This is a genomic window from Wolbachia endosymbiont (group A) of Anoplius nigerrimus (assembly GCF_947251795.1).
Taxonomy (GTDB): Bacteria; Pseudomonadota; Alphaproteobacteria; order Rickettsiales; family Anaplasmataceae; genus Wolbachia.
In genome coordinates this window covers 837312-863672 of record NZ_OX366385.1, presented here as the reverse complement: position 1 = coordinate 863672, position 26361 = coordinate 837312, and the positions used below count along the sequence as shown (strand labels likewise).

The following is a 26361-nucleotide window of genomic DNA, read 5'->3' as shown; positions in this document are numbered from 1 at the left end:
TCTAAATTGTTTTATTGCAGCGTTAGCTGATTAACATTTTTAAGATGAGGTCAACTCTCATAGAGAGAGGATTTTTTTATTTTCTCATTCTTCTCATTTTCCTCTCTAACAATTTTTTTTCCGCTTAATATGTCCTTTATTTCATCTCCTGTTAAAGTTTCAAACTCCAGTAGATTTTCGGCAATGAGATCTAAGCCTTTCTTATGCTTGGTCAAAATGTCTTTTGCTTTTTCATAGCAGGAAGACACAACTTTCTTTACTTCTTCATCTATAAGTTTTAACGTATCTTCAGAAATTATGTCAGAACCATGTATGGTTTGTTCGCGATTGTGATAGATCGGGCCTATTTTGTCACTCATTCCCCATTTTGTTACCATAGCGCGTGATAAATCAGATGCTTGTTTTATATCCGAAGATGCACCGCTTGTGACTTTATCGTAGCCAAAAATTAGCTCCTCTGCTACTCTTCCACCCATAGCAACAGTAATATCTGCTATCATCTTTTCTCTTGTGAGGGACACTCTATCTGTTTCTGGTAGTCTCATAACTAAACCGAGTGCTCTACCGCGTGGAATAATTGTTGCCTTGTGTATAGGATCAGAAGCAGGCATATTAACAGCAATTATCGCATGACCAGCTTCATGGTATGCAGTCAGTCTCTTTTCCTCTTCTGTCATAATTAGGGATCGTCTTTCTACGCCCATCATCACTTTATCACGTGCATATTCAAAATCGTCCATGGTAACAACCTTCTTGTTTCTTCTTGCAGCAATAAGTGCAGATTCGTTCACTAAATTTGCTAAATCAGCTCCAGAAAAGCCTGGTGTTCCTCTTGCAACTGTTTTCACATTTACATCTGGTGCTATTGATATTTTCTTTATATGAGTATTTAATATCTTTTCACGCCCATTTATATCGGGTAAAGAAATAGTAATCTGTCGGTCAAAACGACCAGGTCTAAGCAGTGCTGGATCTAAGACATCCGGACGGTTAGTCGCAGCAATTATTATTACGCCCTCATTAGACTCAAAGCCATCCATCTCAACTAATAACTGATTTAATGTTTGTTCTCTTTCGTCATTACCACCACCAAGACCAATGCCACGATGTCTACCCACCGCATCTATCTCATCTATAAAAATTATACAAGGAGCATTTTTCTTGCCTTGATCAAACATATCACGAACACGGCTCGCACCAACACCAACAAACATTTCAACAAAATCAGATCCAGAAATGCTAAAGAATGGCACATTAGCTTCTCCTGCAATTGCACGAGCAAGTAAAGTTTTACCAGTTCCAGGAGAGCCAATTAAAAGGCACCCTTTTGGTATTTTTCCACCTAATATTTGAAATTTTTGCCTTTGTTTAAGGAAATCAACGATCTCTACTAGCTCTTCTTTTGCTTCATCAATTCCGGCAACATCATCAAATGTTACTTTTTTCCCACTAGTCATGAGTCTAGCCCTTGACTTGCCAAAGCTTATAGTTCTGTTGCCCCCCGCTTGTGTTTGTTTAAGAAAGAATAGCAAGAAGCCAATAAAGATAAATGTTGGGACCCATGAGATAAGTAATCCACCAATTACGTTCATGGCAGAATCTCCAGTTGAAAAGGAGAATCTCACTTTTCTATCATGTAAATTTTTTATTAGGTCGCTATATATGACACCGCTTGAATTGAAACTTGAACCGTCCCTGAACTTGCCTTCAATGCTCTGGTTTTTTATGACAATATTTTCTACATCATTGTCTTCTAGTCTAGTTAAAAATTCCGAAAAAGGTATAATTGTTTTACTTTTACCTACATTTCCGCTGAACTGAATATAAGCAACTGAAATAAGAACAATAATTACTAACCAGATCAATAAGCCTTCTAAAAATTTTTTCATTTCTATTTCTAACTAAATACTAATCAAGCTTACCAAATTTTGTTTTATCGTGCTATTAATAATGCATTGAACCTTATCGTCATTGGTATTTTTTCCGTTATGATTTACATCAGGATAAGCAAGCACCTTTCTATCTTTTTGTACTGTAGGCAAAGAATAGAAAACTTCAGGGCAGCAGTTGTAATCCTTCAGAAATTCAGGAACTTTTTGTGTTTTTTTTAATGGAGCGATGATAACTGAACACTCTTGATTTCCGAGTATTGTGCAGCTAAATCTGTTATCCCATTCAATAGGTTCATTTAAAGGTAGGTTTACGGTGATTTCTTGTATCCTTGACGATTCTCTAATTATTAAGATATTTTCTCCATGTTTTCTTATTTTACACCCAGAAAGTGTACAGTTAACATTATTATCCTTTTGCAATATTTTATTAAATATTACGATAAGGCTGTTGTACCTTGGTTTATAATGTTTACTGGCAATTGCCATTATAGAGTAAAGAAGAATCCTCAAGGCTATTTCCTCTGGCAATTGATAAAATTCACTTAGTTTAATTTCAATATAACCAAGATCATGAACATTAACGCCGTCATTAAACGCAAGGCGTGTGTAGTGCATTAACGCTTTTGCAGCTCTTTTCATATGAAGGGCTGTGAGGCATATTCGCTCTGTTAAAAGCTCTTGATTATCACTTGCTTTAAGTAAGTTGCGGTATAAAGTTCGTCTGTATTTTAAGTCATGATTGCTTCTATCTTCGATCCATTTTAATTGGTGAAGCTTAGCGTACTTTTCTATTTCACTACGACTAAAATTTAACAGTGGCCTAAATATATAAATACCATTTAAGAAAGATTTGTAATCCATTGATGATAATCCATCTACGCCACTACCTCGCTCCAATCTTAATAAGAACGTTTCTGCTTGATCATCTTTGTGATGAGCAACAAGCAAATATTTAACATTATTATTTTTACACCACTCTGCTAGTAACTTATATCGTGCTTTTCGTGCCTGTAATTGAATATTACCTTTAATATTTTGCTTCTCCCAATTTAATATGAACGATTCCTTTGCTCCAAGTTCCTTTGCATAACTTACAACAAAATCAGCTTCTTTTTGAGACTCTGGACGTAATCCATGATTTACTGTTAATGCTATAGGAAGTGAAAGCTTGTTTTTTTTTGCCCAGTTAGTCATTAAGTGCAGTAAGACTATACTATCTACACCACCTGATACTGCAACTGCAACTTGATTGTTATAGAAAGCAAAACTATTAACCACATTTTGAAATAATAACTCTAATTCCATTATGTCTCTTGATGGCCAGATAGGTCAGATCTCTTACGTCATACCGCGACTTATTTGTGGTATATATAGATCCCGCTCAAGCAACGAAATATGACAAGTTTGTCCTTTTTTGTCTACCCCAGTGCCCTTTCTTTATGTCATCCCAGTGCTTGACACTGGGATCCAGGTTTTAATGCAAGAAACTATTTCTTTATTCCAGAAAATGAAAATTCCACTCTACGATTTTTAGCATGCTCTTTTTCATATTTAGAATTTCTAGAATCATCTTTTACATTAACCAAAGGCTCAGTTTCACCTTTAGAAGCAGTTTTTATTCTGTTTTCTATGTAGGGTGTACAACTAACCATAAATTTTTTAGCTGCATCTGCCCTTCTAGCGCCTAGCGCAAGATTATATTCATGAGAACCACGGTTGTCAGTGTGACCAGTTAAAGTAACCTTCGCGTCAGGGTTATCTTGTAACACCTCCATTACGTCAAGTAATGCATCTGCACTTACTTCAGTAATATTAGATTCATCATAACCAAAGAAAACTCTTTTATCACCTATCTGCTTAACAACAGAATTTATTTTATTTGTTGTATTTGCTCCTTTTTTTGGGCAAGAACTTACACCAGTAAGTAATAAACAAAAACAGCACATTATAACCAGTCTACTCCACATTACTAAACCTCCATAAATTTTAAATAGTGCGTAACTTTAATTTCAGTAGCTAATATCTCTCCATATTGTAATATAGTCAAGAGAAATAAAATACTAAATACTTTTTCTACAACCTTACAATTAATTTTCCTATAATATGCTGGACTCTGAGTAGAAAAATCCAATAAAGGAATAAAAAGTACAATTTTTTATTGTACTTTAAGCAAATATACTTTTAACTTTATTATTAATCTATCACGATGTTAAACAGATGTTTTCTAAAATAATGAACAAATATGAAATCTTATAAGTTTTTAGAGGAAGTATTATATAGGGTAAAGAATATCGAAGATACGCTAAAAGTACTAAACCAAAGCCAATTGAATATAGAGGACAAAGTTGAACAAATGAGTCTTCTAGAAGAAATCAGACATGAAATTATCTCTCATGACGCAATAAAGGAATCATTAGCAGATGCTCTTGGTAACAAAAAAAGTGCAAATACTCAGCAGCTAAAGTTAATAGAGAGAATACATAAAAGCAACAGTGCTGTTCCTATTGATTTAGTAAAGTCTTTATCCAAAGCTAAGGTTGAATGCCAAAATTTATGGAAGCTATCTCATTCTGAAACCAGTAACTTAGAAAAACTAAAAGAACGTTTTACTGATTTAATCACACTCATTCGCGAAGTAGCTTCTATAAAATCGCAGCAATTAAAATGCTCAAAATACGACTCACTGCTTGCTGACTATGACTCTGATATCACAGAAAAGAATATAAAGGAAATATTTCCCAAGGTAGGCAAATTCTTTAGTGGAAATGTAGATAAAATAATTGAAAAGCAGAAAAAGGATAAGGTTACTAATATACAAAAAGTTGCTACTCAGAAGCAGATTGAACTTGGCTCGTCATGTTTACAGCAAATGGGTGTCGCACTGCATGAGGTTCGTACTTCTTATTACTACCCTATAGATTATGATGAATCTGACTTTTGTTATGGTTTATTTTCACTTTTACGGCATAGTGGTTATGCAATTTATCAAAAATGTTTAGCGCAAAATTCTATGAGTAGCCCAATTACGAGACATGTTATGTATGAAACTCAAGGGTTATTCATGGAAAGGATGATTGGAACATCCAGAGAATTTATTGAGTTCATTCAACCACACATAAAAGAGAAGTTTGCTATAAAAGGCAAAACTAATAGCAGTGTTGAAAATTTGCACTTGGTTTTCAATGAAATAAACCTTTCTTCTTTTTTAAAAAATGCAGATGAATTTAGTCTGTTAGCTCATATTATGTTGAGAACTAAGTTAGAACAAGATATAATAAATGGCACATTGGAAGTCAAAGACCTGCATGATGCGTGGTTGGAAGGTATGAAGCACTATAAAATTCCAGTAAAAGCTAAAAATGAGCTAAACACTTATTTTCAAGATGAATATTGGGCAAGCGGTGTTATGGGCTACTTTCCTATAAAAATTATTGCTTTAATTGCTGCTGTGCAGATTTTCTCTTTCGTTAAAAAGAATCATTACGAATCATTAAGTGCTATAATAAAAGGAGATTTTAGTTTACTTATCAGTTGGTTATCTCAAAATATATACAGTGCAAAGTGTGACCTGGAACTGCTAAAAAAAGTAACAGGTAAGGGTTTAGACGTTGAGTGTGTTACTTACTACTTATCTGAAAAGTATAATTTGTCTCAATAAATGGTTTTCTTGAGTTATGTATGAATTTTGTTCGAAAATTAACCGGAAAGTTTTATAGCCTTTTTACTTTCAAAGGTTTGTTTGCTAGCGATATTGCTATAGACCTTGGTACTGCAAACACTTTAGTTTATCAGAAAAATCAGGGAATAGTGCTTGATGAGCCTTCAGTTGTAGCAAGAATAAAGGAAAAAGGAAGTTACGTTCCTTATGCTTTTGGTAAAAAAGCTAAAATGATGCTTGGAAAAACGCCTGGAGAAATAGAGGCGATAAGGCCCTTAAAAGATGGAGTCATTGCTGATTTTAAAAGTGCGGAAGAAATGCTAAAATATTTCATACGCAGTGCAAACACAAAATTCACTGTTAATAAACCTAATATTATCATATGCGTTCCATCTGGATCCACGCCAGTTGAAAGGCGTGCTATACAAGATGCAGCAGAAAGTGCTGGTGCAAATGAAGTATTTTTAATTGAAGAACCAATGGCTGCAGCAATCGGAGCTGGGCTCCCAGTTACTGAACCTGAGGGTTCTATGATCGTTGATATAGGAGGCGGTACAACTGAAGTTGCAATTATTTCTTTAGGCGGAATTGTTTATTCACGTTCTGCCAGAGTAGGTGGCGATATTATGGATGAAGCAATAAAATCGTATATTCGTGAAAATCATAAGTTATTAATCGGTGAAACAACTGCTGAAAAAATTAAGAAAAACGTAGGTTCAGCCAGTCTGCCAAGCGAAAATAACAAAGAGGGAATGATAATTAAAGGCAGGGATTTAGTGAGTGGCATGCCAAAAGAAATGCTTTTATCAGAATACCAAGTTGCAGAGAGTTTAATAGAGCCTGTACATCAGATAATTTCTGCTATTAGGACTGCACTGGAGAGCACTCCACCTGAACTTTCTTCTGATATAGTCGATAAAGGAATAATTTTATCCGGTGGCGGCGGATTATTGCGTAACTTAGGCAAAGTTATCAGTGAAACAACAAAACTACCGGTTCGTGTTGCAGATGACCCACTTTGTTGTGTTGCTCTGGGTAGCGGAAAAGTGCTTGAAAACATGGATTATTTTGGCCATGTTTTATTCAAGCAAGATTAAATTATTTTTAAAGGTAGTTCATCGAATCTTATAGCAAATTTTACCTCAAGCATAAAGATGTCATCCAAGTAGCCAACACTGGGATCCAGAAAAATTGACTATAAATAAGTATGCTGTTTCGATGAAATTGTGTAATAGAAACTAGATTACAGTGTTAGCTACTTGCATTACACCAAGTTTGCGTTTATAAATTAAGACAATTATGCTAAAAGAATTTAAAATTGAACCTCTGCTAAAAGATAAAGCTCCGCACCAGACCAAGGCTGTTGTTGCAATGTCCGGTGGAGTTGATAGCTCCGTTGCTGCAGCACTGCTACATAACCTTGGGTACAAAGTGGTAGGTGTGACTCTTCAACTCTATGGCACCGATGGTAATGCTAACGCAAGAAAGGGCGCATGCTGTGCTGGACAGGATATTTACGACGCTAAGCGCGTGGCTGAAAGTGTTGGCTTTCCCCACTATATTTTAAACTATGAGGAAATATTCAAAAAGGAAGTAATAGAGGATTTTGCGAGTACCTATATGCGTGGGGAAACTCCCATACCATGCGTGAGATGTAACCAAACGGTAAAATTTCGTGATCTATTGCAAGTTACAAAAAATCTTGGTGCGGATGTGCTCGTAACAGGACATTACGTGAGAAGGTTAGAAAAAAATGGTGAGGTAAAGTTGTGCAGAAGCATTGATAAAAGTAAAGATCAAAGTTATTTTTTGTTTGCTACAACTCAAGAGCAGTTAAAGCTTTTGCGATTTCCACTAGGTGGGTTCCATAAAAGTGATATAAGAAAATTAGCAAAGTATTTCAGCTTACAAATCTCTGAAAAGCCGGATAGTCAAAATATATGCTTTGTTTCCGAAAGCTATAGTAAAACAATAGCTAAATTAGCTCCACAATCTGTACAGAAAGGTAAAATAGTGGATGTTAATGGAAAAGTGTTAGGTGAGCACAGTGGCATAGTAAATTTTACAGTGGGGCAAAGAAAGGGCTTGGGTATCGCACACAATGAACCTCTTTACGTGATAAAAATTAATACAGAAAATAATGAGGTTATAGTAGGTCCGATCAACGCATTAATGCAAAAAAAAATATTGATCAAGGAGTTAAATTGGTTAGAACAACCAAAGGAAGGTATGGAAGTAACTGTGAAGCTGAGATCATCACATGCGGGAAGTTTAGCAACAATACATTCAACTGACGAAAAAAATAAAGCCTGTGTCATTTTAAACGACGATTACTTTGGCATCAGTCCAGGTCAAGCCTGTGTAGCGTATAAAGATGAGCAAGTAATTGGCGGTGGATGGATATGTTCTTAACTAAAGGCTTTAATGCAGAGTGTAAACGTACAATAGACTTCTTGCATAACCATATAACATTGGGAATAGAAACGAAAAAACTTGCTTGACAAACTCCGCCAGCCCCCTTATCATGAAACTGAAGCTATTTTATTTAACTTCGCAATCTCTGCAGCAGATTAAAATGACAAGAAAACTTGTATTTGGCGTACTATTGTTTAATTCTTTGCACTATGTGCACCGTATGTCTTTATCAAATTTCTAGGTTTTTACCTATACAAGCTGAAACGCGCTTATAAAGCGTTCAAGACATCACCCAACGTCAAATTTTAAAATAGAGAGTGTAATAACTAGCTACCACGGGTTTTCTTTGCCTTTTTTTCTGCCTAGTAAATTTTTTAATGTTTATAGCTAAAAGTTAGTTGCAGTTTAAATGCAGCTGAGTCGCGGTTACTAAGTGTAAAAAACATAAAAAAACGCCAATACTGAAAATAGACAATGACTAGGGTTTCTTTTGCCTTTTTTTCGTTTGGTAAGTTTCTTAATATTCATGGCTAAAGATTGCACGAATGTTGCAATTACAAAAGCGTTTCTACTAGGAGGGTGTCATCCCAGTGCGTGACACTGGGATCTAATTTTTTATGCAAAATTACTATATTTATATATTTGCAAATAGATACAATTTGAAGTAATTTATACTATGAAGTTACGAAATGAGATCCCAGTGTCAAGCACTGGGATGACATCATAGGGGCTCGGATGACAAAAAAGGAGCACTGGAATGACAGGAGAAGGGGCTACTCGGATAACAAGAAAGAGGCTACTTGGATGACACCCTGACAATCGTCATCCCGCTACGTGTTAGCGGGATCTATGCTTTGAGATACCGCGGCGGTATGACGGTTAAGTAGGGTGTCATCCCAGTGCCCCATAAGTGTTGAAAGTATCAAAAATAACGTGATATGAGATGATCAACGGCATGTAAATTACCTCCCGACAGTAAAACAATCGAACGTATAAAAGAGTCATTTAGATCCAATGTGAATTGCAGTAATGCTATTTTGAACCCATGTAGATTATTTTTGATTTTATAAACAAGAAATAACAAAGCCGTAATAATAATCATGTACCTTCATGCCATTCATAGTATGGCTTAAAAAGTGCTTATATCCAAGATTTTGCTTTATAAATTTAAAGAACACTTCTATATCCCATCTGCGCCTATATAGCTCTGTTACTTCATAAGCTGGCATTTCAAACAAGTTTGTCAAAAACCATATTTCATCTCCAATTTTATTTCTGATTTTTATTAGCCGTAGATCATGCTTTTCTGCCACTTTACCTCGTGCACGATAAAGATTAACTATTATATCTTCTAAAATCTCTGATCCATCCGATTTTTGTTCTCTTATAACTTTGTTCCTGCTTATAACATCATGTTTTCTTCCTACTTTAACTCTTGTGATAAATTTGTACTCCTTTTCATCAAATTCGGCAAAAGTTCCAACTTTTCTGATTCCTCTATCAAATAATAAAATATCCTCTTTTTCAACTTTAGCTTCATTAATTGCTCTCACTAATGCTATATCTTCACTACTTTCTTCTTGTCCTTTACAAAATCTTATACTTGTCGGCAATTGATCCTTTAATCCTACACTCACTTTAACTTGACTGTCGTTACTTTTACCGCCTATTTTTAGCCCATCTTTTATGAGATATCCCGATAAATTTATGATCGTCGAATCAAACTTATGTAAGTTATTTGATGTTTTTTGGGGTAATAGCTTTTTAATCTTGCTCATCAAATCAATATATACTCCCTTAAAATATTCTGGATTTATAACTTTTAACCTTTTTGACAAACCACTGTATGTTACTGTACTTTTATCGCTATTCTTATCCATTATACACCTGTTTATTACCATTTCTAGCGCTCTTAGGCTTGTTTTTTGCCCCATTAATATTAACTTCATTAGACCTTTAAATATAATCTTGCCCAACAATTTAGTATTACATTTATCTACTTCACTTAATTTTCCTAGCCTTTCTAAATCCTCATCTTTTATTAAATTTAGTACTCTTTCTATTTGATCCATTATTGCCTCCATTTTCTTGCAATAATAGTTCTTTATGTCTTTCTTGTGTTACTTTCAACACTTATGCAGGTAGCCCCTATGATGTCATTCCAGTGCTTGACACTGGAATCCAGCTTTTGATCGAAAATGTTGTATAGTACATAATCAATTTTTCTGGATCCCAGTGTCTGGGCACTGGGATGACGAGAAAGGAGCGCTGGAATGACAGCAGTCCTACGTCATACCGCCGCGGTATCTCTTAACATAGATCCCGCTAACACGTAGCGGGATGACGGTTGTCAGGGTGTCATCCGAGTAGCCCCTTTTTGTCATCCAAGTAGCCTTCTTCTCCTGTCATCCCAGTGCGTGACACTGGGATCTAGTCTTTATTATGCAGCCACTTATTTAAAGTGAAGTTTTCTGGATCCCAGTGGGCTTTGTTGCATCGCTAGCTATGATGGATTAAAGATAAAAAAGATGGAGAATATCAGTAGCTTATTATTCTGGTATTTACAATAAGAACGGTCAGTGAATACCTAAATTTGAGTAAAAGAAATTTCACTACCACTCACTAATCTGGCTAAAATTCAAGAATTTCAATGCTTTAGCTATTTTCAATAGAATTAAATTTATTAATATAAATAATAAATTACTATTCTTAAATTTGATCAGATTGATTGCAAAAAAACAAGATTTTCAATAGGTTGCTTATAATTCTAACTATAGTTAGCCTTTCATAAGTAGCGATGCAACAAAGCCATCTCAGTGTCACGCACTGGGATGACAAGAGGGGGCGCTGGGATGACAGAAGAGAGCACTGGGATGACAGGGGAAGGAAGCACTGGAATGACAGAAGAGGGTGCTGGGATGACAGGGGAAGGAGGCACTGGAATGACAGAAGAGAGTGCTAGAATAACAGAAAAATCTAATCTATTTTCTCTTGATGAATAAACCTGAGTGGAGTATAGTAGCAATGCGTTTATATAGATTCTAATGAATAATTTAGTTTTCAACTTTTTCAAATTTAAATGAGGCTAAAACTATTTCTGAAGAATTGTTAAACGAGAAGTTAATTGTATGTGTAACTGAAGTAAATTCTCTGTATTTATGGAAGGGTGAAATTAACAGTGGTTGTGAAGTAGTGGCAATTATGAAGAGCAGGAATGATCAAGTTGATAAAATTGTGGAAAAAATCGAAGCAATGCATTCTTATGATCAGCCAGCTATTGCTGTGATGTCCATAGAAAAAGCAAATAAATCTTTTACTAATTGGGCTAATAGTGTTATTGATGTAAGTAGTATTGGGGTGTAGCCAAGTGGTAAGGCAGCGGTTTTTGATACCGCCACGCGAAGGTTCGAATCCTTCCACCCCAGCCATATTGAAGTGGGTGTGAAATGATATCACTTTTCTATAGATTAAGGTTATTTAATTATATACTAGGCAGCTTGAAAGATATAGTTGTAAAGCTGTTTCTCTGCACAATGTATCTTTACGCGTTCAGCATTATGCTCATGTTTCTCAGCAATGGTTTTTGGTATGCTGTAGAATTTTGCTCTTTCAAAAATGCGTTTTACCGTTTGTTTCAATATTGCAAGTGGTATTATGAAAATAGGGAAGATCTCGGTTACGGAATTTCTATTCGAATATTAGTGGCGTTTCTTACTCCGCATTTTCTCTATAAATTATTACTTGGCACAGGTTGGAAGTCTTTTTTAAAGGAAAAGATAGTGCAGATACTCAACATAAGAAGAAAAAAGGGTAGTGAGTTCAGTAACAGTAGCAAACCAAGTGGCAGTAGTTATAGTGATAAGAATAATTACAGCAATAACAGTGGTAACAATGAGCGTCAAGCTCAAGATGCAAAGCGAAAAGTAAATATGATAAAGCAGCTATTAATCAAAGATATAGAGGAAACTATAGATAGGAGATTGCATGATATTTTTTTCGGTAAAAGGAGTAAACCTCATTAAAAAGGCTTTATCTAGTAAGGCTTTTTAAAATTGGCTGTATTTTGTTTTTTACGTATACCGGATCACAGTCAGCCAATATACATGTGTGCACAAAATCTTGACTAAAGTCTGACAACCAAGAAATCGCCTTACGTTTCTCTACCAAGCTTTCTGTTTTTTTGCAGTGACTTGCTGCATCAATCATTGCCTGCGCTATTACTGATTTCCACAGCAAATAATACCTTTGTATATCATCTGACGTACTATTTGTTTCATAGTGGTTAAAAAATTCTTTAAAATTGAAGTTGTTTGACATAATGATACCTCTTTGGATTGAATTTTGAAATGATTTGAGTTTATGCCGCCACAGCAGATTCCGCTAACGAGTAGCGGAATGACGATTGTCAGGGTGTCATCCTAATACCTTCCCCTGTCATCCAAGTAGCCTCCTTCTCCTGTCCTCTCAGTGCCTTGATTACTTGGATCCAGAAAACTTAACTTTAATGAACGTGTCAAGTAGGCTGCATAATAAAGACTAGATTCCAGCGTTACGCGCTGGAATGACACCTCTCTTGAGCTCTTTTAGCCATAAATATTTAAGAAATTTACCAAACGAAAAAAAAGGCAAAAGAAACCCCGTGGTGCGAGTTTTGACTCTATATTACTGTAAGTGGCGCTGTAATAATGTGCTAACGCTTAAAATAAGCGCGATTTGGCTGAATGTAGAAAAAATAAAAAAAGACATGCAGCCGCTATAATTTTATGTAATCCGCCAATAAATACTCTGAGTTTTTTACTGAATTTTGTCATTGAGCCTGCAGGTCAAAAACAAGTTTTGAGTCATAAATACCCTTGCTGCCATAATAAGGGGGCTGGCGGAGTTTGTCAAGTAAGTTTTTTCGTTTCTATGTTGTCAGCTACTTGCATGACACCATTTGTTGTAAACTCACTTTTTCTTGATTTTTTGGTTTATCTTGTCTACCTATTTTGCCACTCTGCTGAACGGATACCTACTGAATAACAGTAAGATTTTTCAATCCTGTTCCACAGCAAATTTTAATGCCATGTGAGTAGTTATAGTGCTGTTAACAATCAAAATGATAAAAATTAACATGGTGATTAGTAGTGTATAAATATTCAAGGACAAATTTTCAAGTTGAGTTAGCATTTTAAAATACACAAAGGTTGGCATTATCATTGGCAAAACAAGAATTTGCGATACTCCTGATGCTAAGTTGTTTCGACCAATCATCAATGCATTTCCAGTAGCTGAAATATTAATGATTATCAGCGTGTTAAATAATAAAGACACTCCAACTGCTATTGAGTGTTCAACACTATTGCCTAAAATTGCAAAGCTGAATATGGAAGAAATTACTGAAATCGGTAACCCAAATAATAACCAGTGAGCGAAAATTTTATAAGCAACTGTAAGCCTAGAAGAGAGTGGCTGTACAAAGATTTGCTCTAATATTCCATCATGATAATCAGATGTAAACAAATTATTTGTAGAGATCTGCAAAACAAATGTAGCACATATCCATGTTAATGTTAACATAACTTCTTGTTTATTGTTGTTTTCAAGTGTAAATGAAGATAAACTTAACATTATGATAAAAATACCTACTATATAGGTAAAGTTCTTATTATCTGTTACTAATTTTTTTACTGAGTCGATCATACTAGGCTTTTAAATGTTTATTATAAATTATAGTGTTTACTTTGAGGTAGTATAATTTTTTGTTCATAAGTTATATAGGTTTTATTATTTTTTTGATAATGCAATTATGGAAAAGTTACCGAAAATAAAGTCACCAGAGGATTACACTCCTTCAGAAGATGAAGAATATATGAGCGTAAAACAACTGGAATACTTCAGCTTAAAGTTACAATCAATACTTGCTGAGTTGGAGAAACAAGAACTAGAAGATAATAGTATTGATACATACTATTCTGATGGAGATAGTGGAAATGAGGAATTAATCAGGCGCCGAAAAGATAGAAAAGAAAAAATTAAGGAGGCATTAGAAAAAATAAAATTAGGCACTTATGGTTACTGCGATGGAACAGGAGAAGAAATAGGAGTCGAAAGACTTAAAGCTAATCCGCTTGCTATATATTGTATTGAAGAGCAAGAGAGAGTAGAAAAAGAAAAGAACGTGTACAACATTAACGATTAATTTACACATAAGTGGTGAGCCATTGGGCTTCAAGAGGAGCAAGAGGCGCTGAAGTATGTTATAGAAAGTGGAAAATTGGACATTCTCAATTCGACTCCTGCAGATTAAAAATTAAGTTGAATTAAAAATTGGGTTTGACGCAGTTTTTTCCCACAGTTTAAGAAATTAAAAATTTAACAATTAGAATTATAATTACAGACCACAGAAAAAAATAGACTTTTCCATTTGATTTATTTTTAATTTGGATGTTTTCTAATTTTTTATCAGCTATTAGGTTTAATTTTTCTATAAGGCTAAATATCCCTTGGATTGTTTTTACAGGATAAGAACTTCTAATTTTTTCCCTATACCCTATTTTACTTTCATGTTGACTGCTTATCCACGCTTCAACTACTTTCCACATATTGATTTCTGGGTAGATCTTTCTACATGTCCCTTCCAGTAAAATCATAGTTTTCTGCAGCAATAACAATTGTGTTTGAACTTTCATATCAAAATCACCAGTTATTTTTAATAGCTGAGCAAGTAAACTAGCAAATGAAATCTTCTGTATAGGCTGCCCAATAATAGGTTCACCTATTGCCCTGCAAGCTGTGACAAAATTTCTATGCTGTGATGAAACGTAACCAGCTTTAAAGTGCATTTTTGCAACGTGATCATAATCCCGATTTAAAAAGCCTTTGAGTATCTCTATAACATAATAGCATGTCTCACGATCTATTCTACCCATGATTCCACAATCCAGGGCAATAATATTGTTATTACTATCAACCATTAGATTTCCAGGATGCATATCGGCATGAAAAAAACAATCCCTGTATACCTGACTACAAAACGATTCTATAAGATTGATAGCTATTTGCTTACGATTATTCAGTTTTTCAACTTCGTATATTGGTGTTGCTTCTATCCATTCTAATGTTAAAACCTTTTTTGCAGTTCTATTCCAATCTATTTCAGGTACATAAAAACCTCTGTCATTTTTTGTGTTTTCCTTTAGTTCTGAAGAGTGAGCAGCTTCAAAACGTAGATCTAACTCTAATCGGCAAATTTCAGCAAAAGTTTTGACTAATTCAATTGGCCTCAGCCTTTTTGATTGTTCGCTAAATTTTTCTGCAATTTCTGCAAGCCAAGAAAGCATTTTTATATCCTTTGAGAATGTTTTCTCAATATTTGGCCTTAAAACCTTCACAGCAACTTCCTTACCCTCAGTTGTAACTGCTCTATGCACCTGAGAAATCGATGCTGCTGCAATTGGCTTTTCAGAAAAGCTTGAAAAAATGTCGCTCAATTTACAATTAAACTCACTTTCTATAGTTTTAACTGCTATTTTATGTGAAAATGATGGCAATCTATCACATATCAATAACAAGTTATTTATTATGTCCTCATTTAAAACATCAGTACGTGATGAGATAGACTGCCCAAACTTAATGAACACCGGACCTAATTTTTCAAGAGCACACTTTAGCTTATGGCCTTGTATTTTATTTATTGATTTCTTTGATGGTGGAAGTAAATAAGGTAATATATTGTAACGTGTCAGCACTGTAGTTATGTGCAGAAGACGCAAAATATTTTGAATCATTTTGCTGCGTAACTGCTAAATATTTCATTTAGGGTTCTATTTTTCATAATCTCATCAGGCTTGCCTTGGCAATAGATAGTATTATTTATACAAATTACGTAATCTGAGGATGGTAGAGCAGAGTTAAGATCATGAGAAGTCATAAGAATCGATACCAATCGTTTTTTTGCTATTTTATTTATAATATCATAAAATTTAGCCCGCGCGTTAATATCCATTGCACTGACTGGTTCATCTAGAATGATCAAGTCAGGCTCTGCAATTAAACAACGTGCAAGCAGTAGTAGTTGTGTTTGCCCTGCAGAAATTTCTAACACTTGATTCTTCAAAATGTTACCGATACCAACCAACTCTATCGCTTCTGTAATAATGGATTGATTTTTCTTTAGTCTTTTCAAGGAGCTATTTAAAAGGAAATATTCAACTGTTATTGGCATCAAATTACTAATACTAAAATTTTGCGGCATATAGCCAATTTTTATGTTGTCAGCAAATACGATATTACCGGTACAGCTTTTATTTATGCCAGCAATTGCTTTCACTAAAGAGGTTTTACCTCCACCATTTGGACCAAGTATTGTAATTACGTCTCCTCTTTCCATGAACATATTGATATTGTCAAGGATTCTTTTACCATCATATGTGAGAGCAAGATTTTCTATTTTTAGAACACGATTATTGACATTATTCAATTTATTGACAAAATTTAACTTCTTCTCAACGTTTATATGAGACATTTACTGACTTTTTTTTTATTACTTTCATTTACACTATACTATAATATCGCCTTTTCATCCAATTTAAAAGTTGTAGCTACAATCAAACCTATCCACTCACTTGTAGCTTCTGTTACAGAAGGGATTTTAGAACCGGAATTGCTTGGCTATGCAACATCTGCGCATAATTATATATTAAAGCCATCTGATGCGAGTAATTTAGAATCAAGTGACGTTATATTTTATGTTGACGATAACTTAGAGACGTTTGTTCAAACTTTCGCCAAAAATAATAAAGAACTAGCGCAATTGTCAAAGGCAATCAACCTACTTTCTACTCGGCCGCATTCATTTTCTAGAAAAATCACTAATATTCAAGATGAAAAAGATTTACACATTTGGCTGAGTCCAGAAAATGCAAAGAGCATGATACTTTCTGTAAGTGCAACATTGTCTAACATAGATAAAGAAAATTCCTATCGATACAACTCTAATGCAACAAAAGCTATAAAAAAAATAGACCAAGAAGTAAAAGAAATCATGAAAGAACTGAATGATTTTAAAAATCAAAAATATATCGTCACTCACGATGCTTATCAATATTTTGAAAAATATTTTGGTTTAAATCACCCAAGTGCCATTCTTTCCATAGAAGAGGATTCTTACATAGGTATGAGGAGTTTAATGAAGCTAAAAAAGATAATGAAAGAAGAAAACGTTAAATGTATATTTGCTCATTCACAGGAAGATAGCATAAAGCCTAATGCCCTTTCTAATGACGCAAAAATGGTAGTTCTTGATCCTATTGGATCAGACATAGAGCCTGGAAAAGATGCATATCTAGCTATAATCAATAGCATTGCACAAAATTTTAAGTCTTGTTTTGTTGAGTAATAAGTTCCCTTTTAGCTTACTGTTTTATTGTTCTGCATTTATTTGTCCTTTACATATTATGCAGGTTTAGAATTATGCTTTATTCTTACGTTTATGTCTTGGCCCAATACAATCAATAAGTTAAGCAAGTATTCTAAGGAGAACCCTTCGATTTTTGACCTATTGATTTGAGATACTTTAGGTTGATCAATCTTTAGAGCGTTCGCTGCTTTTTTCTGTGTTGTGTACTTCTTACTTATTAATTGTGCAATGATCTTTATTAATTTCAGTTTTGTATCTTTTACATCCCTCAACTCTACTATTATAGGATAACTTAATTGTAAATTTTGCATAATAATAAAATCCCTTATAAAAAAATTACTTTAGTTTTTCTTCTTTAAATAACACATGCCTTCTGACTACTGGGTCATACTTCCTAAACTCCAGTTTTTTGGTGAGCTTTTTTGGATTACGCTTTTTTACATAAAAATAACCTGTTGATTTTTCTTCACCAGTTTTTGTTGTCTTGATTGCAGTGCTAACTAACTTAACGAGCAAAGAAGCATTTTTTTTCGCCATACTTATAATGATATAATAAATTCTATGCGAGTTTATTACGCAAAACACTAAAAGTCAACCGAATAATGCAGATCGTAAAATTCTTGACAATCAACAGTGCATTAAGTAGCATGAAGTTAACTTCAGAATGAAAAGCAAACGGTAAATATAAGTGGCAAATAGTGGCAAAAGGTTATTATTGATAGAAAATTCCACCTGTTCTAATGAGGTAAGAGTTGCCTTATCAGTTAATAATAAGGTTGTAGAATTTGAACAAGAATTCAAGGAAAAAAAACAATTAAGAGGTAATATATACGTTGCTTATATAAAGCGTATAGAGCCTTCTTTGCAAGCCGTATTTATCGAATATGGAAAAAATAAGCAAGGTTTTTTGTCTTTTTCCGAGATATCTCTAGATTACTTCAATATTCCAGAAAAAGAAAAGGAAACTATCTTTGAGAGCTACTCAAATGACGATTATACAGAAAAAGGGAACGATACCATAGCAAATGTCTCTTCAGATTCTGCAGCTAGTAAGAATGTCAATGAGTCAGGTAGTGGTTTTGTAAGAGAGGTACCTTTATATAAAAAATACAAATTACAAGATGTTATTTCAGTAAATCAAAAAGTATTGGTTCAGCTAACTAAAGAGGAACGAGGCAATAAAGGAGCTTCATTTACAACATACATAACTTTAGTGGGTAGATACTGTGTTTTCATGCCAAATTCCATGAGTAAAGGTGGAGTGTCTCGCAGAATTGAAGATGCTAATGTCAGAAAGCAGTTAAAGGAGATACTGAGTTCAATAAACTTGCAAAAAAGATCAGGTTTAATAGTAAGAACTGTTGGTTCAGGAAAAAATAAGAAAGAAATTGAGCAGGATTACAATTACTTATCCTCATTATGGCAGAGCATTCAAAAAAATGCCTTCTCTGTAAACGTTCCATCATTAATTTACAATGAAGCAGATGTAATTATGAGATCTGTTCGTGATTTTTGTAGCGATGGTATAGAAGTTATAGTGTCTGGAAAGGAAGCTTTTGAAGCAGTTAGGCAATATGCTAACAATGCACTAAAAGGTAGTAAGTTGCGCTATAGATTGTATAGAGGTTATGCTCCGATCTTTACTTACTACGGAATCGAAGATCAAATTTCTGAGTTATATAGCAATAGAGTAGAATTGCCATCTGGTGGGTCTTTGATAATAACTTTAACTGAGGCGTTTGTTTCGATAGACGTGAATTCAGGAAAGATGACAGGAGAAGATAGCATAGAAGAAACAGCTTATAGAACCAACATGGAAGCAGTACCTGAAATATCAAGACAGGTGAATCTTAGGGGCCTATCAGGATTAATAGTAGTCGATTTTATTGATATGTTGAAATATCAGTATTGCAGAGCTGTTGAGTCTGCTATAAAGCAAGCGTTTAAAGATGATAAAGCTAAAGTTCAATTTAGCTACATAAATGACTTTGGTTTAATGGTATTTTCAAGACAAAGAATTAAACCAAACATACAAGAAATTAATACTACAGAATGTTTACACTGCAAAGGTACTGGAAGAATAAAATCAAACGAAGTAATTGTTTCATCAATACTAAGGGATTTACAACATATTGCTAACAAGAATCGAAATAAGTCTTTTGATTTAGTAGCACACAGTGCAGTTATAGCGTACGTTTTTAATAACAAACGCAATACAGTTTCTACAATCGAAAAAGAGTTTAATATTACATTGAACGTTAGTATTGATAACAGTTTAGATGTAAATGCATTTGTTTTAAAACAAGGAGATGATGTTAATTTAAACGATTATAAGCCATTACAGAACTCTGGATACCAAATTGGGGATAGCAGCAATGAAGAAGCTGATAATTCAAATAAACTACGAGGCAATTTTTGGCTGACTAAGTGGCTTTCGCGCCTTTTAAGTTCTAATAACTAATTAGAAACCTAAATTGGGCTTGTAATTAATGAGTCCTATACTTATATATTCTTATATTAGATAATATTTACAATGGGGTACTCATTATGGGAAGAGCAATAGGTATAGATCTCGGAACAACAAATTCTTGTGTTGCAATAATGCAGGGCAAAGACACAAAGGTAATAGAGAATAAAGAAGGAGCAAGAACTACTCCATCTATAGTTGCATTTACTTCATCAGGAGAAAAATTGATTGGTGCTCCAGCAAAAAGGCAAGCAACCACCAATGCAAGTAATACCTTTTTTGCTACTAAGAGATTAATAGGCCGTCAATACGGTGATTCTGAAATGAAAAATCTAAACGTGCCGTATAAAGTGTTTGCGGCAAAAAATGGTGATGCATGGATTAAAACCACTGATAATAAAGAATACTCTCCTAGTCAAATTGGTGCATTTATACTACAAAACATGAAAGAAGCAGCAGAAGCTTATCTTGGAGAGGAAGTAAAAGATGCTGTGATAACAGTGCCAGCATACTTCAATGACTCTCAACGTCAAGCAACAAAAGATGCAGGAAAAATCGCCGGATTAAATGTACTCAGAATAGTAAATGAACCAACTGCTGCAGCGCTTGCTTATGGTCTTGATAAAAAACATGGACACACAATAGTGGTGTATGATCTTGGTGGTGGTACATTTGATGTTTCAATACTTGAAATAGGTGAAGGGGTTTTTGAAGTAAAGGCTACAAATGGTGACACTCATCTTGGAGGTGAAGACTTTGATAATGGAGTAGTGAGTTATTTACTAGATGAATTCAAGAAAAGTAATGGCATTGATTTGAAAAATGATCCAATGGCTATGCAAAGAATCAAAGAAGCTGCTGAAAAAGCGAAAATTGAATTATCAAGTGCAATGGAAACGGAAATAAATCTACCGTTTATTACAGCTGATGCAAGTGGTCCAAAACACTTAAATATGAAATTAACGAGAGCAAAACTTGAAAGCTTAGTGAATGATTTAATCGAAAGAACTATGGCTCCTTGTAAAAAAGCTCTTGAGGATGCTGGTTTGTCTGCTAGTCAAATTGGCGAAGTGGTTCTCGTTGGTGGCATGACTCGTATGCCAAAAGTCATAGAGAAAGTTAAAGAATTCTTTGGCAAAGATCCACATAGAGGAGTTAACCCTGATGAAGTTGTAGCAATTGGAGCTGCAATACAGGCGGGGATCATTCAAGGTGATGTAAGAGATGTGTTGCTACTTGATGTGACTCCACTTTCTCTTGGTATTGAAACTCTAGGAGGAGTATTCACTCCACTTATTGAACGTAATACTACAATTCCTACTAAAAAATCTCAGGTGTTTTCAACTGCAGAAGATAACCAAACAGCGGTTACAATTAAAGTGCATCAGGGTGAAAGAAAATTGGCAGTTGATAATAAGCTACTTGGTCAGTTTAGTTTGGAAGGGATACCTCCTGCTCCACGCGGAAGGCCACAAATTGAAGTGACATTCGACATAGATGCAAATGGAATAGCGCACGTTTCTGCAAAAGATAAAGCTACTGGAAAAGAGCAAAAAATACGTATTCAGTCTTCAGGTGGTCTGTCTGATGATGAAATAAATCGCATGGTGAAAGAAGCTGAAGAAAAAGCTCACGAGGATGAAAAGCGTAAAAAATTCATCGAAGTTAAGAACCAGGCGGATAGTTTAGTCCATTCTACAGAAAAGTCTCTGACAGAGTATGGTGATAAAGTCTCACCTGAAGATAAATCTGCTATTGAAAGTGCACTGAATGAGCTGAAAGAGGCTAGTAAATCTGATAACATTGATGACGCTGATTCAATACAGCAGAAAGTTACTAATCTTTCTCAATTATCTATGAAACTTGGAGAAGCTATGTATCAAACATCTCAACAAAATAGTGCTGAAAATGGCTTTTCATCAGAAGGAAATCCAAATGATAAAGAGGAAAAAGTAGTAGATTCTGATTATCAAGACATAGATAATAAAGAAGAGAATAAGTAATTGCGATTGTCATCCAAGTAGCTGATACTGGGATGACAAGAGGAGCATATTGTTGCTTAAAGAAACCATTATGGACATTATTAAGGCAATAGAAAAAAAAATACGCGATTCGATAGATGTAACTGATATCAACATTATCGATGAATCAGCAAAGCATGCTGATCATTATTTTGCTTCATCTTCAACATTACCTTCGCACATTAAATTAATGTTAATATCTGACGGCTTTATTGGAATGAGCATTCTAAAAAGACATAAGTTGATTTATGAGTTATTGAAGGGTGAGATAGAGCTAATACATGCAATTTCTCTTCACTTGTATACGCAAAACGAGTACAATTTAAAAAATAAATAATAAAAATGTGAAGGAAGAGTCTATATTAGTTAAAGCAGGAAGAAAATTTAAGGACTATAAAGGTTCTATGAACCCGCCAGTTTATCATTCTTCTACCATATTATTTCCTACTTACAAAGACTACTTAAATGCTGCAAGTGGAGAAAGTATATACGATGTAATCAACGATGGTGTTGCAAGGGATTATAGCTACAGTAATGTTGGTACTCCTACTGTTCATTATCTTTCAAATGCACTTGCTGAAATTGAAGGGAGTGGACAAGCGCTTATTTATCCTTCCGGACTATTTGCACTTACTTTTGCTATTTTGACTTTCACTAAAGCGGGTTCGCATGTCTTGATACAAGATAATAGTTATTATAGGCTTAGGAGGTTTGTAGAAAATGAGCTACCAAAAAGAGGAATAGAAGTAACTTTTTATGATCCAACACAGGATATAACTGATTTAATTCGGAGTAATACTTCATTGATAATGATCGAGACTCCTGGTTCTGTAGCGTTTGAGATTTCAAATGTAGAGCATATAGTAAAAGTTGCTAAAGAACGTGGAATCGTAACCGTTTGCGACAATTCATGGGCCACTCCTTTGTTATTTAAGCCGCTTAATTATGGAATTGATGTTGCACTATATGCGGTGACAAAGTATCTAGCCGGTCACTCAGATTTATTGATGGGGACTATGATTGCTGAAGGTGAAATTTTTAAATTGCTTTATGAGAGCTATAAAAATTATGGAGTAACCATTCAATCGCACGACTGCTACCTTGCACACAGGGGACTTAGAACATTGTACACACGTATGAAAAGGCACCAAAATACAGCAATGGAAGTGGCAAAGTGGCTAGAAAAACATTCAAAAATCAAAAAAGTTTTGTATCCAGCACTTCCCTCCCATCCTCAACACGAATTATGGAAAAGTTACTTCAAAGGAGCAAGCGGCACATTCAGTATAGTACTGGGTAGAGAATATTCATGTGAAGAACTAAGCTGCATGGTTGATCACATGAAAATTTTTAGTATCGGTGCTTCTTGGGGAGGATGCGACAGTTTGATATTACCAATAGATCGTAGATCTATGTCAAGATCTGTAATGAATTCAGATTATGGTGGAAGTTTTATACGGATATTTTGTGGACTGGAAGATCCTGAAGATTTAATCTCTGATTTAAATGCTGCACTAGCAAGGTTGCCATGTTTGAACACTAAAACTGGCAGAGTAAAACATGAAACTGAGAGAATTACTGCATAACATTATTGATGTTAACTTTGACGTTGAAATCAAGGGCGTTACATGTAATCCCAAGAGAGTCAAGGAAGGTTATCTTTTCGTTTGTGTGTCAGAAAGGGATAGGATTTACATAGATCAGATATTATCTTGTGGAGCTAAAGCGATAATTGCAAGTGATTGCATAACAAATGGTATCATTCCAGCGCGTGACGCTGGAATTCATATTTTCCACCCAAACCCTCAAGAAATATACAGCGAAATAGTCAGCAGATTTTATCAGTTCAAACAGCCCAAATATGTTGCTGCTGTAACTGGTACGAATGGTAAAACTTCAGTAGTAGAATTTTGCCGTCAGATCTGGCAGAATGCTGGCTATAATGCTGCGTCTATTGGAACACTTGGAACATGCATCAATAATGGTAGAAAAGGTAATAGCAACAGTCTTACCACTCCAGGTGCAGATAACCTTTACGCAACATTGCGTGGTATAGATAATAAAAACGTAGAGCACTTAGTGTTAGAAGCATCAAGTCATGGGATTGATCAATATAGAATCCATGGATTAAAGTTAAGTGCTGCAGCTTTTACTAATTTCTCGCAAGATCATTTGGACTATCATAAGAGTATCGATGAGTATTTTGAGGCTAAGAAAAGGTTATTTTATGAGGTATTACCAGAAGGAAAAACAGCGATTTTAAATGCGGATATAGATGAATACTGTGCATTGCTTAAAATAGCTGAAAAACGCAGCAACAAAATTATAACCTATGGAAAGACAGGTTCTGATATTACTTTATTAAAGCAAACACCAACCCCTAATGGTCAACATCTTACAGTAAAAATTGACAACCAAATTTACAATACATTTTTCCCAGTTTTGGGGCAGTTTCAGGCGTATAATCTGCTATGTGCAATTGGTATATCTGGATTAAATTACAGAGAAATATGCGTAGGAAAACTCGTTTCTCCACTGGGAAGAATGGAGAAAGTAGAACCTTTTGCATTTGTGGATTATGCACACACTCCAAGTGCACTTAAACAAGCTCTGTTGTCTTTAAAATGGCACTTCAATAAAAAAATAATTCTAGTTTTTGGTTGTGGTGGAAATCGCGATCAAACAAAACGCGCAGAAATGGGTAAAATAGCACAAATGTATGCAGACAAAGTGATAATCACGGATGACAATCCGCGTGATGAAGATCCGGCAAAAATTCGCCACGATATTTTGCTACATTGTTCTAGTGTACTGGAGATAGGAGGTAGGAGAGAAGCTATAGAGAAAGGAGTAGATATTACCTATAACGAGGGTATGATTCTGCTAGTTGCAGGAAAGGGGCACGAAAGATTTCAAATCATAGGGAATCAAACCTTTGAGTTTAGTGATGTTGAGGTTATTAAAAATCACGTTTTAACATGCTGATTTTCACAATCATTCACCGTTCTTGCAAGCGATAGCACTCTCACTTCTTTTGCACCGGAGTTTAAAATTTCTTGAGAGCAAGATCTTACAGTTGCTCCGGTTGTTACCACATCATCAACTAATATCACGATTTTATTTTCGATAATTTTCTTGTTGCTTATGCTAAAAGCCTTCTTTAAATTTTTTTCACGCTGTTTAAGTGAAAGACCAGCTTGAGGCGTGGTATGGCGAAGACGTTTTATTGCAAATGGCGTATAGGATAAATTGGACAACTTACTCAACTCTTTTGCAAGCAGTGCTGCTTGATTATATTTACGTTTAAACAAGCGCATTTTATGTAACGGTATAGGAATTATGACCTCTGCGTTCTGAAACGTATCCTGATTAGCTTGGTGTATCCACTTTGCATAGATTTTTACGTAATTCAAATTATCAAAAAATTTGAAATTTATAATCATGTTTTTACTATGTTGATCATAAGCAAAAACTGATCTTAATACTTTAAACGGTGGAGGATTGATGATGCACTTACCACACGTATGAATATTGTCTGAGATTACTGCGCCACAAACATTGCAGTAATGCTTAGTTAGAAAATTGATTTTTTTGTTGCATTCACTACACAGATTAAGATTTTCATCAATGATACATTCGCAACTTACGCATACGTTTGGAAATATGAGATTTGTAGCTTTTTTTAGTAAGAGAAGGTTCACAATTCATTAAATATATTATAAAATTTATATAGTATAGCTAAAGTAACTTGTGCTTACACTCTTTCACTTTTTATTTCATTTCAATATAGTTCATACTGCTGAGTGCTATAAAAGCAGAACTTATAACTCAGTCCATGGTACACCACCGACCAAAGTAGTCTTCGAATCACTCCGATGAGACAAAGGCTGATATTTTTCTAGCTTCTGTATTTCACTCAACTTACTTTGCACTTTGTTGCAAGCCCACACAAGTGGCGTTATGATTGACGCGGCAGCCCAAATGATAGCAGCGCAAGCATAACTTACAATCTTGTTAAATACTCTAGCTACTGCATTAGCACAATCTTGCCCCATTTCTAAAAATATGTTTGAATAATTAACGAATGATTTTGTATCCGTTTTAAAACAATAGTCCCCTGTTATTTTTGACAATAACTTGACTGGAAAGTATGACAAACATGCCACTATCAAAAATAAAGGTTGCAATATTATGTTGGCTGCTAAAACAGCACCCAGTGTACACAATGAATACACTCCCTCTGCTCTGTGGCCCACGTATTCACATTTATCATTATCTTGATAATACTTGTTATAATTGTCTTTACTCTCAACTCCACAAATTACATCTTTCACAGGTCCTAGCACATTATCAACGTAACGTACAGATTTATAGAAACTATTTTCTGGAACTAGTGTGTTATCTTCTGCTTTCTTAGCAGGTACAACTCCATATTCAACGTACCTTCTAAAGTATCGATATACTGACATTCTTATCTCCAAATCATAAATATGCAACCTAGCCTAATA

At 34.7% G+C, this 26361-nt stretch carries 25 protein-coding genes and 1 tRNA gene; 15 read left to right on the top strand and 11 right to left on the bottom strand.

Translation table 11 applies throughout. The annotated features are described in order from the left end of the window. Nucleotides 1-50 precede the first annotated feature (50 nt). The 3 genes from ftsH to OPR26_RS04530 all read right to left on the bottom strand — a co-directional run bounded on the left by ftsH (nucleotide 51) and on the right by OPR26_RS04530 (nucleotide 3859). The gene (gene ftsH, locus OPR26_RS04540; protein WP_265015597.1) at nucleotides 51-1889 is read right to left on the bottom strand and encodes an ATP-dependent zinc metalloprotease FtsH; all 1839 of its coding nucleotides are present in this window, start codon (nucleotides 1887-1889) and stop codon (nucleotides 51-53) included. 12 nt (nucleotides 1890-1901) lie between these two features. Beyond that, on the bottom strand, nucleotides 1902-3197 hold the full coding sequence (tilS, locus tag OPR26_RS04535; protein ID WP_265015596.1) for a tRNA lysidine(34) synthetase TilS: 1296 nt from the start codon (nucleotides 3195-3197) through the stop codon (nucleotides 1902-1904). A gap of 182 nt (nucleotides 3198-3379) precedes the next feature. Next, a complete protein-coding gene (locus tag OPR26_RS04530) occupies nucleotides 3380-3859 on the bottom strand; it encodes an OmpA family protein (protein ID WP_182319815.1) in 480 nt (159 codons plus the stop codon). A 275-nt stretch (nucleotides 3860-4134) separates the two neighbouring features. Between OPR26_RS04530 and OPR26_RS04525 the strand changes: the two genes are divergently transcribed. The 3 genes from OPR26_RS04525 (at nucleotide 4135) to mnmA (ending at nucleotide 7962) form a co-directional block, all read left to right on the top strand. Further along, nucleotides 4135-5550 (top strand): gluzincin family metallopeptidase, encoded by a 1416-nt coding sequence (locus tag OPR26_RS04525; protein WP_265015594.1) that lies wholly within the window; start codon nucleotides 4135-4137, stop codon nucleotides 5548-5550. Between the two features lie 20 nt (nucleotides 5551-5570). Continuing rightward, nucleotides 5571-6647, top strand: a complete 1077-nt coding sequence (locus OPR26_RS04520; protein WP_265015593.1) for a rod shape-determining protein — start codon at nucleotides 5571-5573, stop codon at nucleotides 6645-6647. A 202-nt stretch (nucleotides 6648-6849) separates the two neighbouring features. After that, a complete protein-coding gene (gene mnmA / locus OPR26_RS04515) occupies nucleotides 6850-7962 on the top strand; it encodes a tRNA 2-thiouridine(34) synthase MnmA (protein WP_265015592.1) in 1113 nt (370 codons plus the stop codon). Between the two features lie 1067 nt (nucleotides 7963-9029). Here the strand turns inward: mnmA and OPR26_RS04510 are convergent. Beyond that, complete coding sequence (locus OPR26_RS04510; RefSeq protein WP_265015549.1) at nucleotides 9030-10049, bottom strand: IS4 family transposase; 1020 nt, start codon at nucleotides 10047-10049, stop codon at nucleotides 9030-9032. A gap of 732 nt (nucleotides 10050-10781) precedes the next feature. Here OPR26_RS04510 and OPR26_RS04500 point away from each other — a divergent pair. The 5 genes from OPR26_RS04500 (at nucleotide 10782) to OPR26_RS04480 (ending at nucleotide 12987) form a co-directional block, all read left to right on the top strand. Then, nucleotides 10782-10967, top strand: coding sequence for a hypothetical protein (locus tag OPR26_RS04500; RefSeq protein ID WP_265015591.1), 186 nt, complete (start codon nucleotides 10782-10784; stop codon nucleotides 10965-10967). Between the two features lie 91 nt (nucleotides 10968-11058). Beyond that, nucleotides 11059-11328, top strand: coding sequence for a divalent-cation tolerance protein CutA (gene cutA, locus OPR26_RS04495; protein ID WP_406827620.1), 270 nt, complete (start codon nucleotides 11059-11061; stop codon nucleotides 11326-11328). Next, nucleotides 11319-11393, top strand: a tRNA-Gln gene (locus tag OPR26_RS04490). Before cutA ends, OPR26_RS04490 begins: the two co-directional genes overlap by 10 nt. Before the next feature lie 18 nt (nucleotides 11394-11411). Further along, the gene (locus tag OPR26_RS04485) at nucleotides 11412-11987 is read left to right on the top strand and encodes a hypothetical protein (RefSeq protein ID WP_320157071.1); all 576 of its coding nucleotides are present in this window, start codon (nucleotides 11412-11414) and stop codon (nucleotides 11985-11987) included. 691 nt (nucleotides 11988-12678) lie between these two features. Further along, complete coding sequence (locus OPR26_RS04480; protein WP_265015588.1) at nucleotides 12679-12987, top strand: hypothetical protein; 309 nt, start codon at nucleotides 12679-12681, stop codon at nucleotides 12985-12987. 12 nt (nucleotides 12988-12999) lie between these two features. On the opposite strand, the gene OPR26_RS04475 is transcribed toward OPR26_RS04480, so the two are convergent. Continuing rightward, nucleotides 13000-13647 (bottom strand): heme exporter protein CcmB, encoded by a 648-nt coding sequence (locus OPR26_RS04475; protein ID WP_265015587.1) that lies wholly within the window; start codon nucleotides 13645-13647, stop codon nucleotides 13000-13002. Between the two features lie 106 nt (nucleotides 13648-13753). Here OPR26_RS04475 and OPR26_RS04470 point away from each other — a divergent pair, with 106 nt between their 5' ends. Continuing rightward, nucleotides 13754-14146 (top strand): TraR/DksA family transcriptional regulator, encoded by a 393-nt coding sequence (locus OPR26_RS04470; protein ID WP_265015586.1) that lies wholly within the window; start codon nucleotides 13754-13756, stop codon nucleotides 14144-14146. 157 nt (nucleotides 14147-14303) lie between these two features. Here the strand turns inward: OPR26_RS04470 and ubiB are convergent, their stop codons facing one another. Both ubiB and OPR26_RS04460 read right to left on the bottom strand, forming a co-directional pair. Beyond that, on the bottom strand, nucleotides 14304-15734 hold the full coding sequence (gene ubiB, locus OPR26_RS04465; RefSeq protein ID WP_253302607.1) for a 2-polyprenylphenol 6-hydroxylase: 1431 nt from the start codon (nucleotides 15732-15734) through the stop codon (nucleotides 14304-14306). After that, complete coding sequence (locus tag OPR26_RS04460) at nucleotides 15731-16471, bottom strand: metal ABC transporter ATP-binding protein (protein ID WP_265015585.1); 741 nt, start codon at nucleotides 16469-16471, stop codon at nucleotides 15731-15733. The genes ubiB and OPR26_RS04460 overlap by 4 nt, the downstream gene beginning before the upstream one ends. Between OPR26_RS04460 and OPR26_RS04455 the strand changes: the two genes are divergently transcribed. Continuing rightward, nucleotides 16463-17344: a zinc ABC transporter substrate-binding protein gene (locus OPR26_RS04455; protein WP_253302605.1), complete on the top strand. Its 882-nt coding sequence runs from the start codon at nucleotides 16463-16465 to the stop codon at nucleotides 17342-17344. The two genes, OPR26_RS04460 and OPR26_RS04455, sit on opposite strands and share 9 nt — an antisense overlap. A gap of 56 nt (nucleotides 17345-17400) precedes the next feature. Here OPR26_RS04455 and OPR26_RS04450 read toward each other — a convergent pair whose 3' ends face one another. Further along, complete coding sequence (locus OPR26_RS04450; RefSeq protein ID WP_265015584.1) at nucleotides 17401-17676, bottom strand: helix-turn-helix domain-containing protein; 276 nt, start codon at nucleotides 17674-17676, stop codon at nucleotides 17401-17403. Nucleotides 17677-17701: 25 nt separating this feature from the next. Beyond that, a complete protein-coding gene (gene rpmG / locus OPR26_RS04445) occupies nucleotides 17702-17902 on the bottom strand; it encodes a 50S ribosomal protein L33 (protein ID WP_015589280.1) in 201 nt (66 codons plus the stop codon). Between the two features lie 151 nt (nucleotides 17903-18053). Between rpmG and OPR26_RS04440 the strand changes: the two genes are divergently transcribed. The 5 genes from OPR26_RS04440 (at nucleotide 18054) to OPR26_RS04420 (ending at nucleotide 24838) form a co-directional block, all read left to right on the top strand. Beyond that, complete coding sequence (locus tag OPR26_RS04440) at nucleotides 18054-19826, top strand: Rne/Rng family ribonuclease (RefSeq protein WP_265015583.1); 1773 nt, start codon at nucleotides 18054-18056, stop codon at nucleotides 19824-19826. Nucleotides 19827-19912: 86 nt separating this feature from the next. Next, on the top strand, nucleotides 19913-21835 hold the full coding sequence (gene dnaK / locus OPR26_RS04435; RefSeq protein WP_265015582.1) for a molecular chaperone DnaK: 1923 nt from the start codon (nucleotides 19913-19915) through the stop codon (nucleotides 21833-21835). A gap of 70 nt (nucleotides 21836-21905) precedes the next feature. Then, on the top strand, nucleotides 21906-22190 hold the full coding sequence (locus OPR26_RS04430; RefSeq protein ID WP_320157083.1) for a BolA family protein: 285 nt from the start codon (nucleotides 21906-21908) through the stop codon (nucleotides 22188-22190). Nucleotides 22191-22197: 7 nt separating this feature from the next. Further along, nucleotides 22198-23439 carry a cystathionine beta-lyase gene (metC, locus tag OPR26_RS04425; protein WP_265015580.1) on the top strand — a complete coding sequence of 414 codons (1242 nt, stop codon included), beginning with the start codon at nucleotides 22198-22200 and terminating at the stop codon, nucleotides 23437-23439. Then, a complete protein-coding gene (locus OPR26_RS04420; RefSeq protein ID WP_265015579.1) occupies nucleotides 23414-24838 on the top strand; it encodes a Mur ligase family protein in 1425 nt (474 codons plus the stop codon). Before metC ends, OPR26_RS04420 begins: the two co-directional genes overlap by 26 nt. Here OPR26_RS04420 and OPR26_RS04415 read toward each other — a convergent pair. Next, entirely contained in the window at nucleotides 24820-25554 is a 735-nt protein-coding gene (locus OPR26_RS04415) for a ComF family protein (protein ID WP_265015578.1), read from the bottom strand. The two genes, OPR26_RS04420 and OPR26_RS04415, sit on opposite strands and share 19 nt — an antisense overlap. A gap of 120 nt (nucleotides 25555-25674) precedes the next feature. Beyond that, complete coding sequence (locus OPR26_RS04410; protein WP_265015577.1) at nucleotides 25675-26322, bottom strand: hypothetical protein; 648 nt, start codon at nucleotides 26320-26322, stop codon at nucleotides 25675-25677. Nucleotides 26323-26361: the final 39 nt, after the last annotated feature.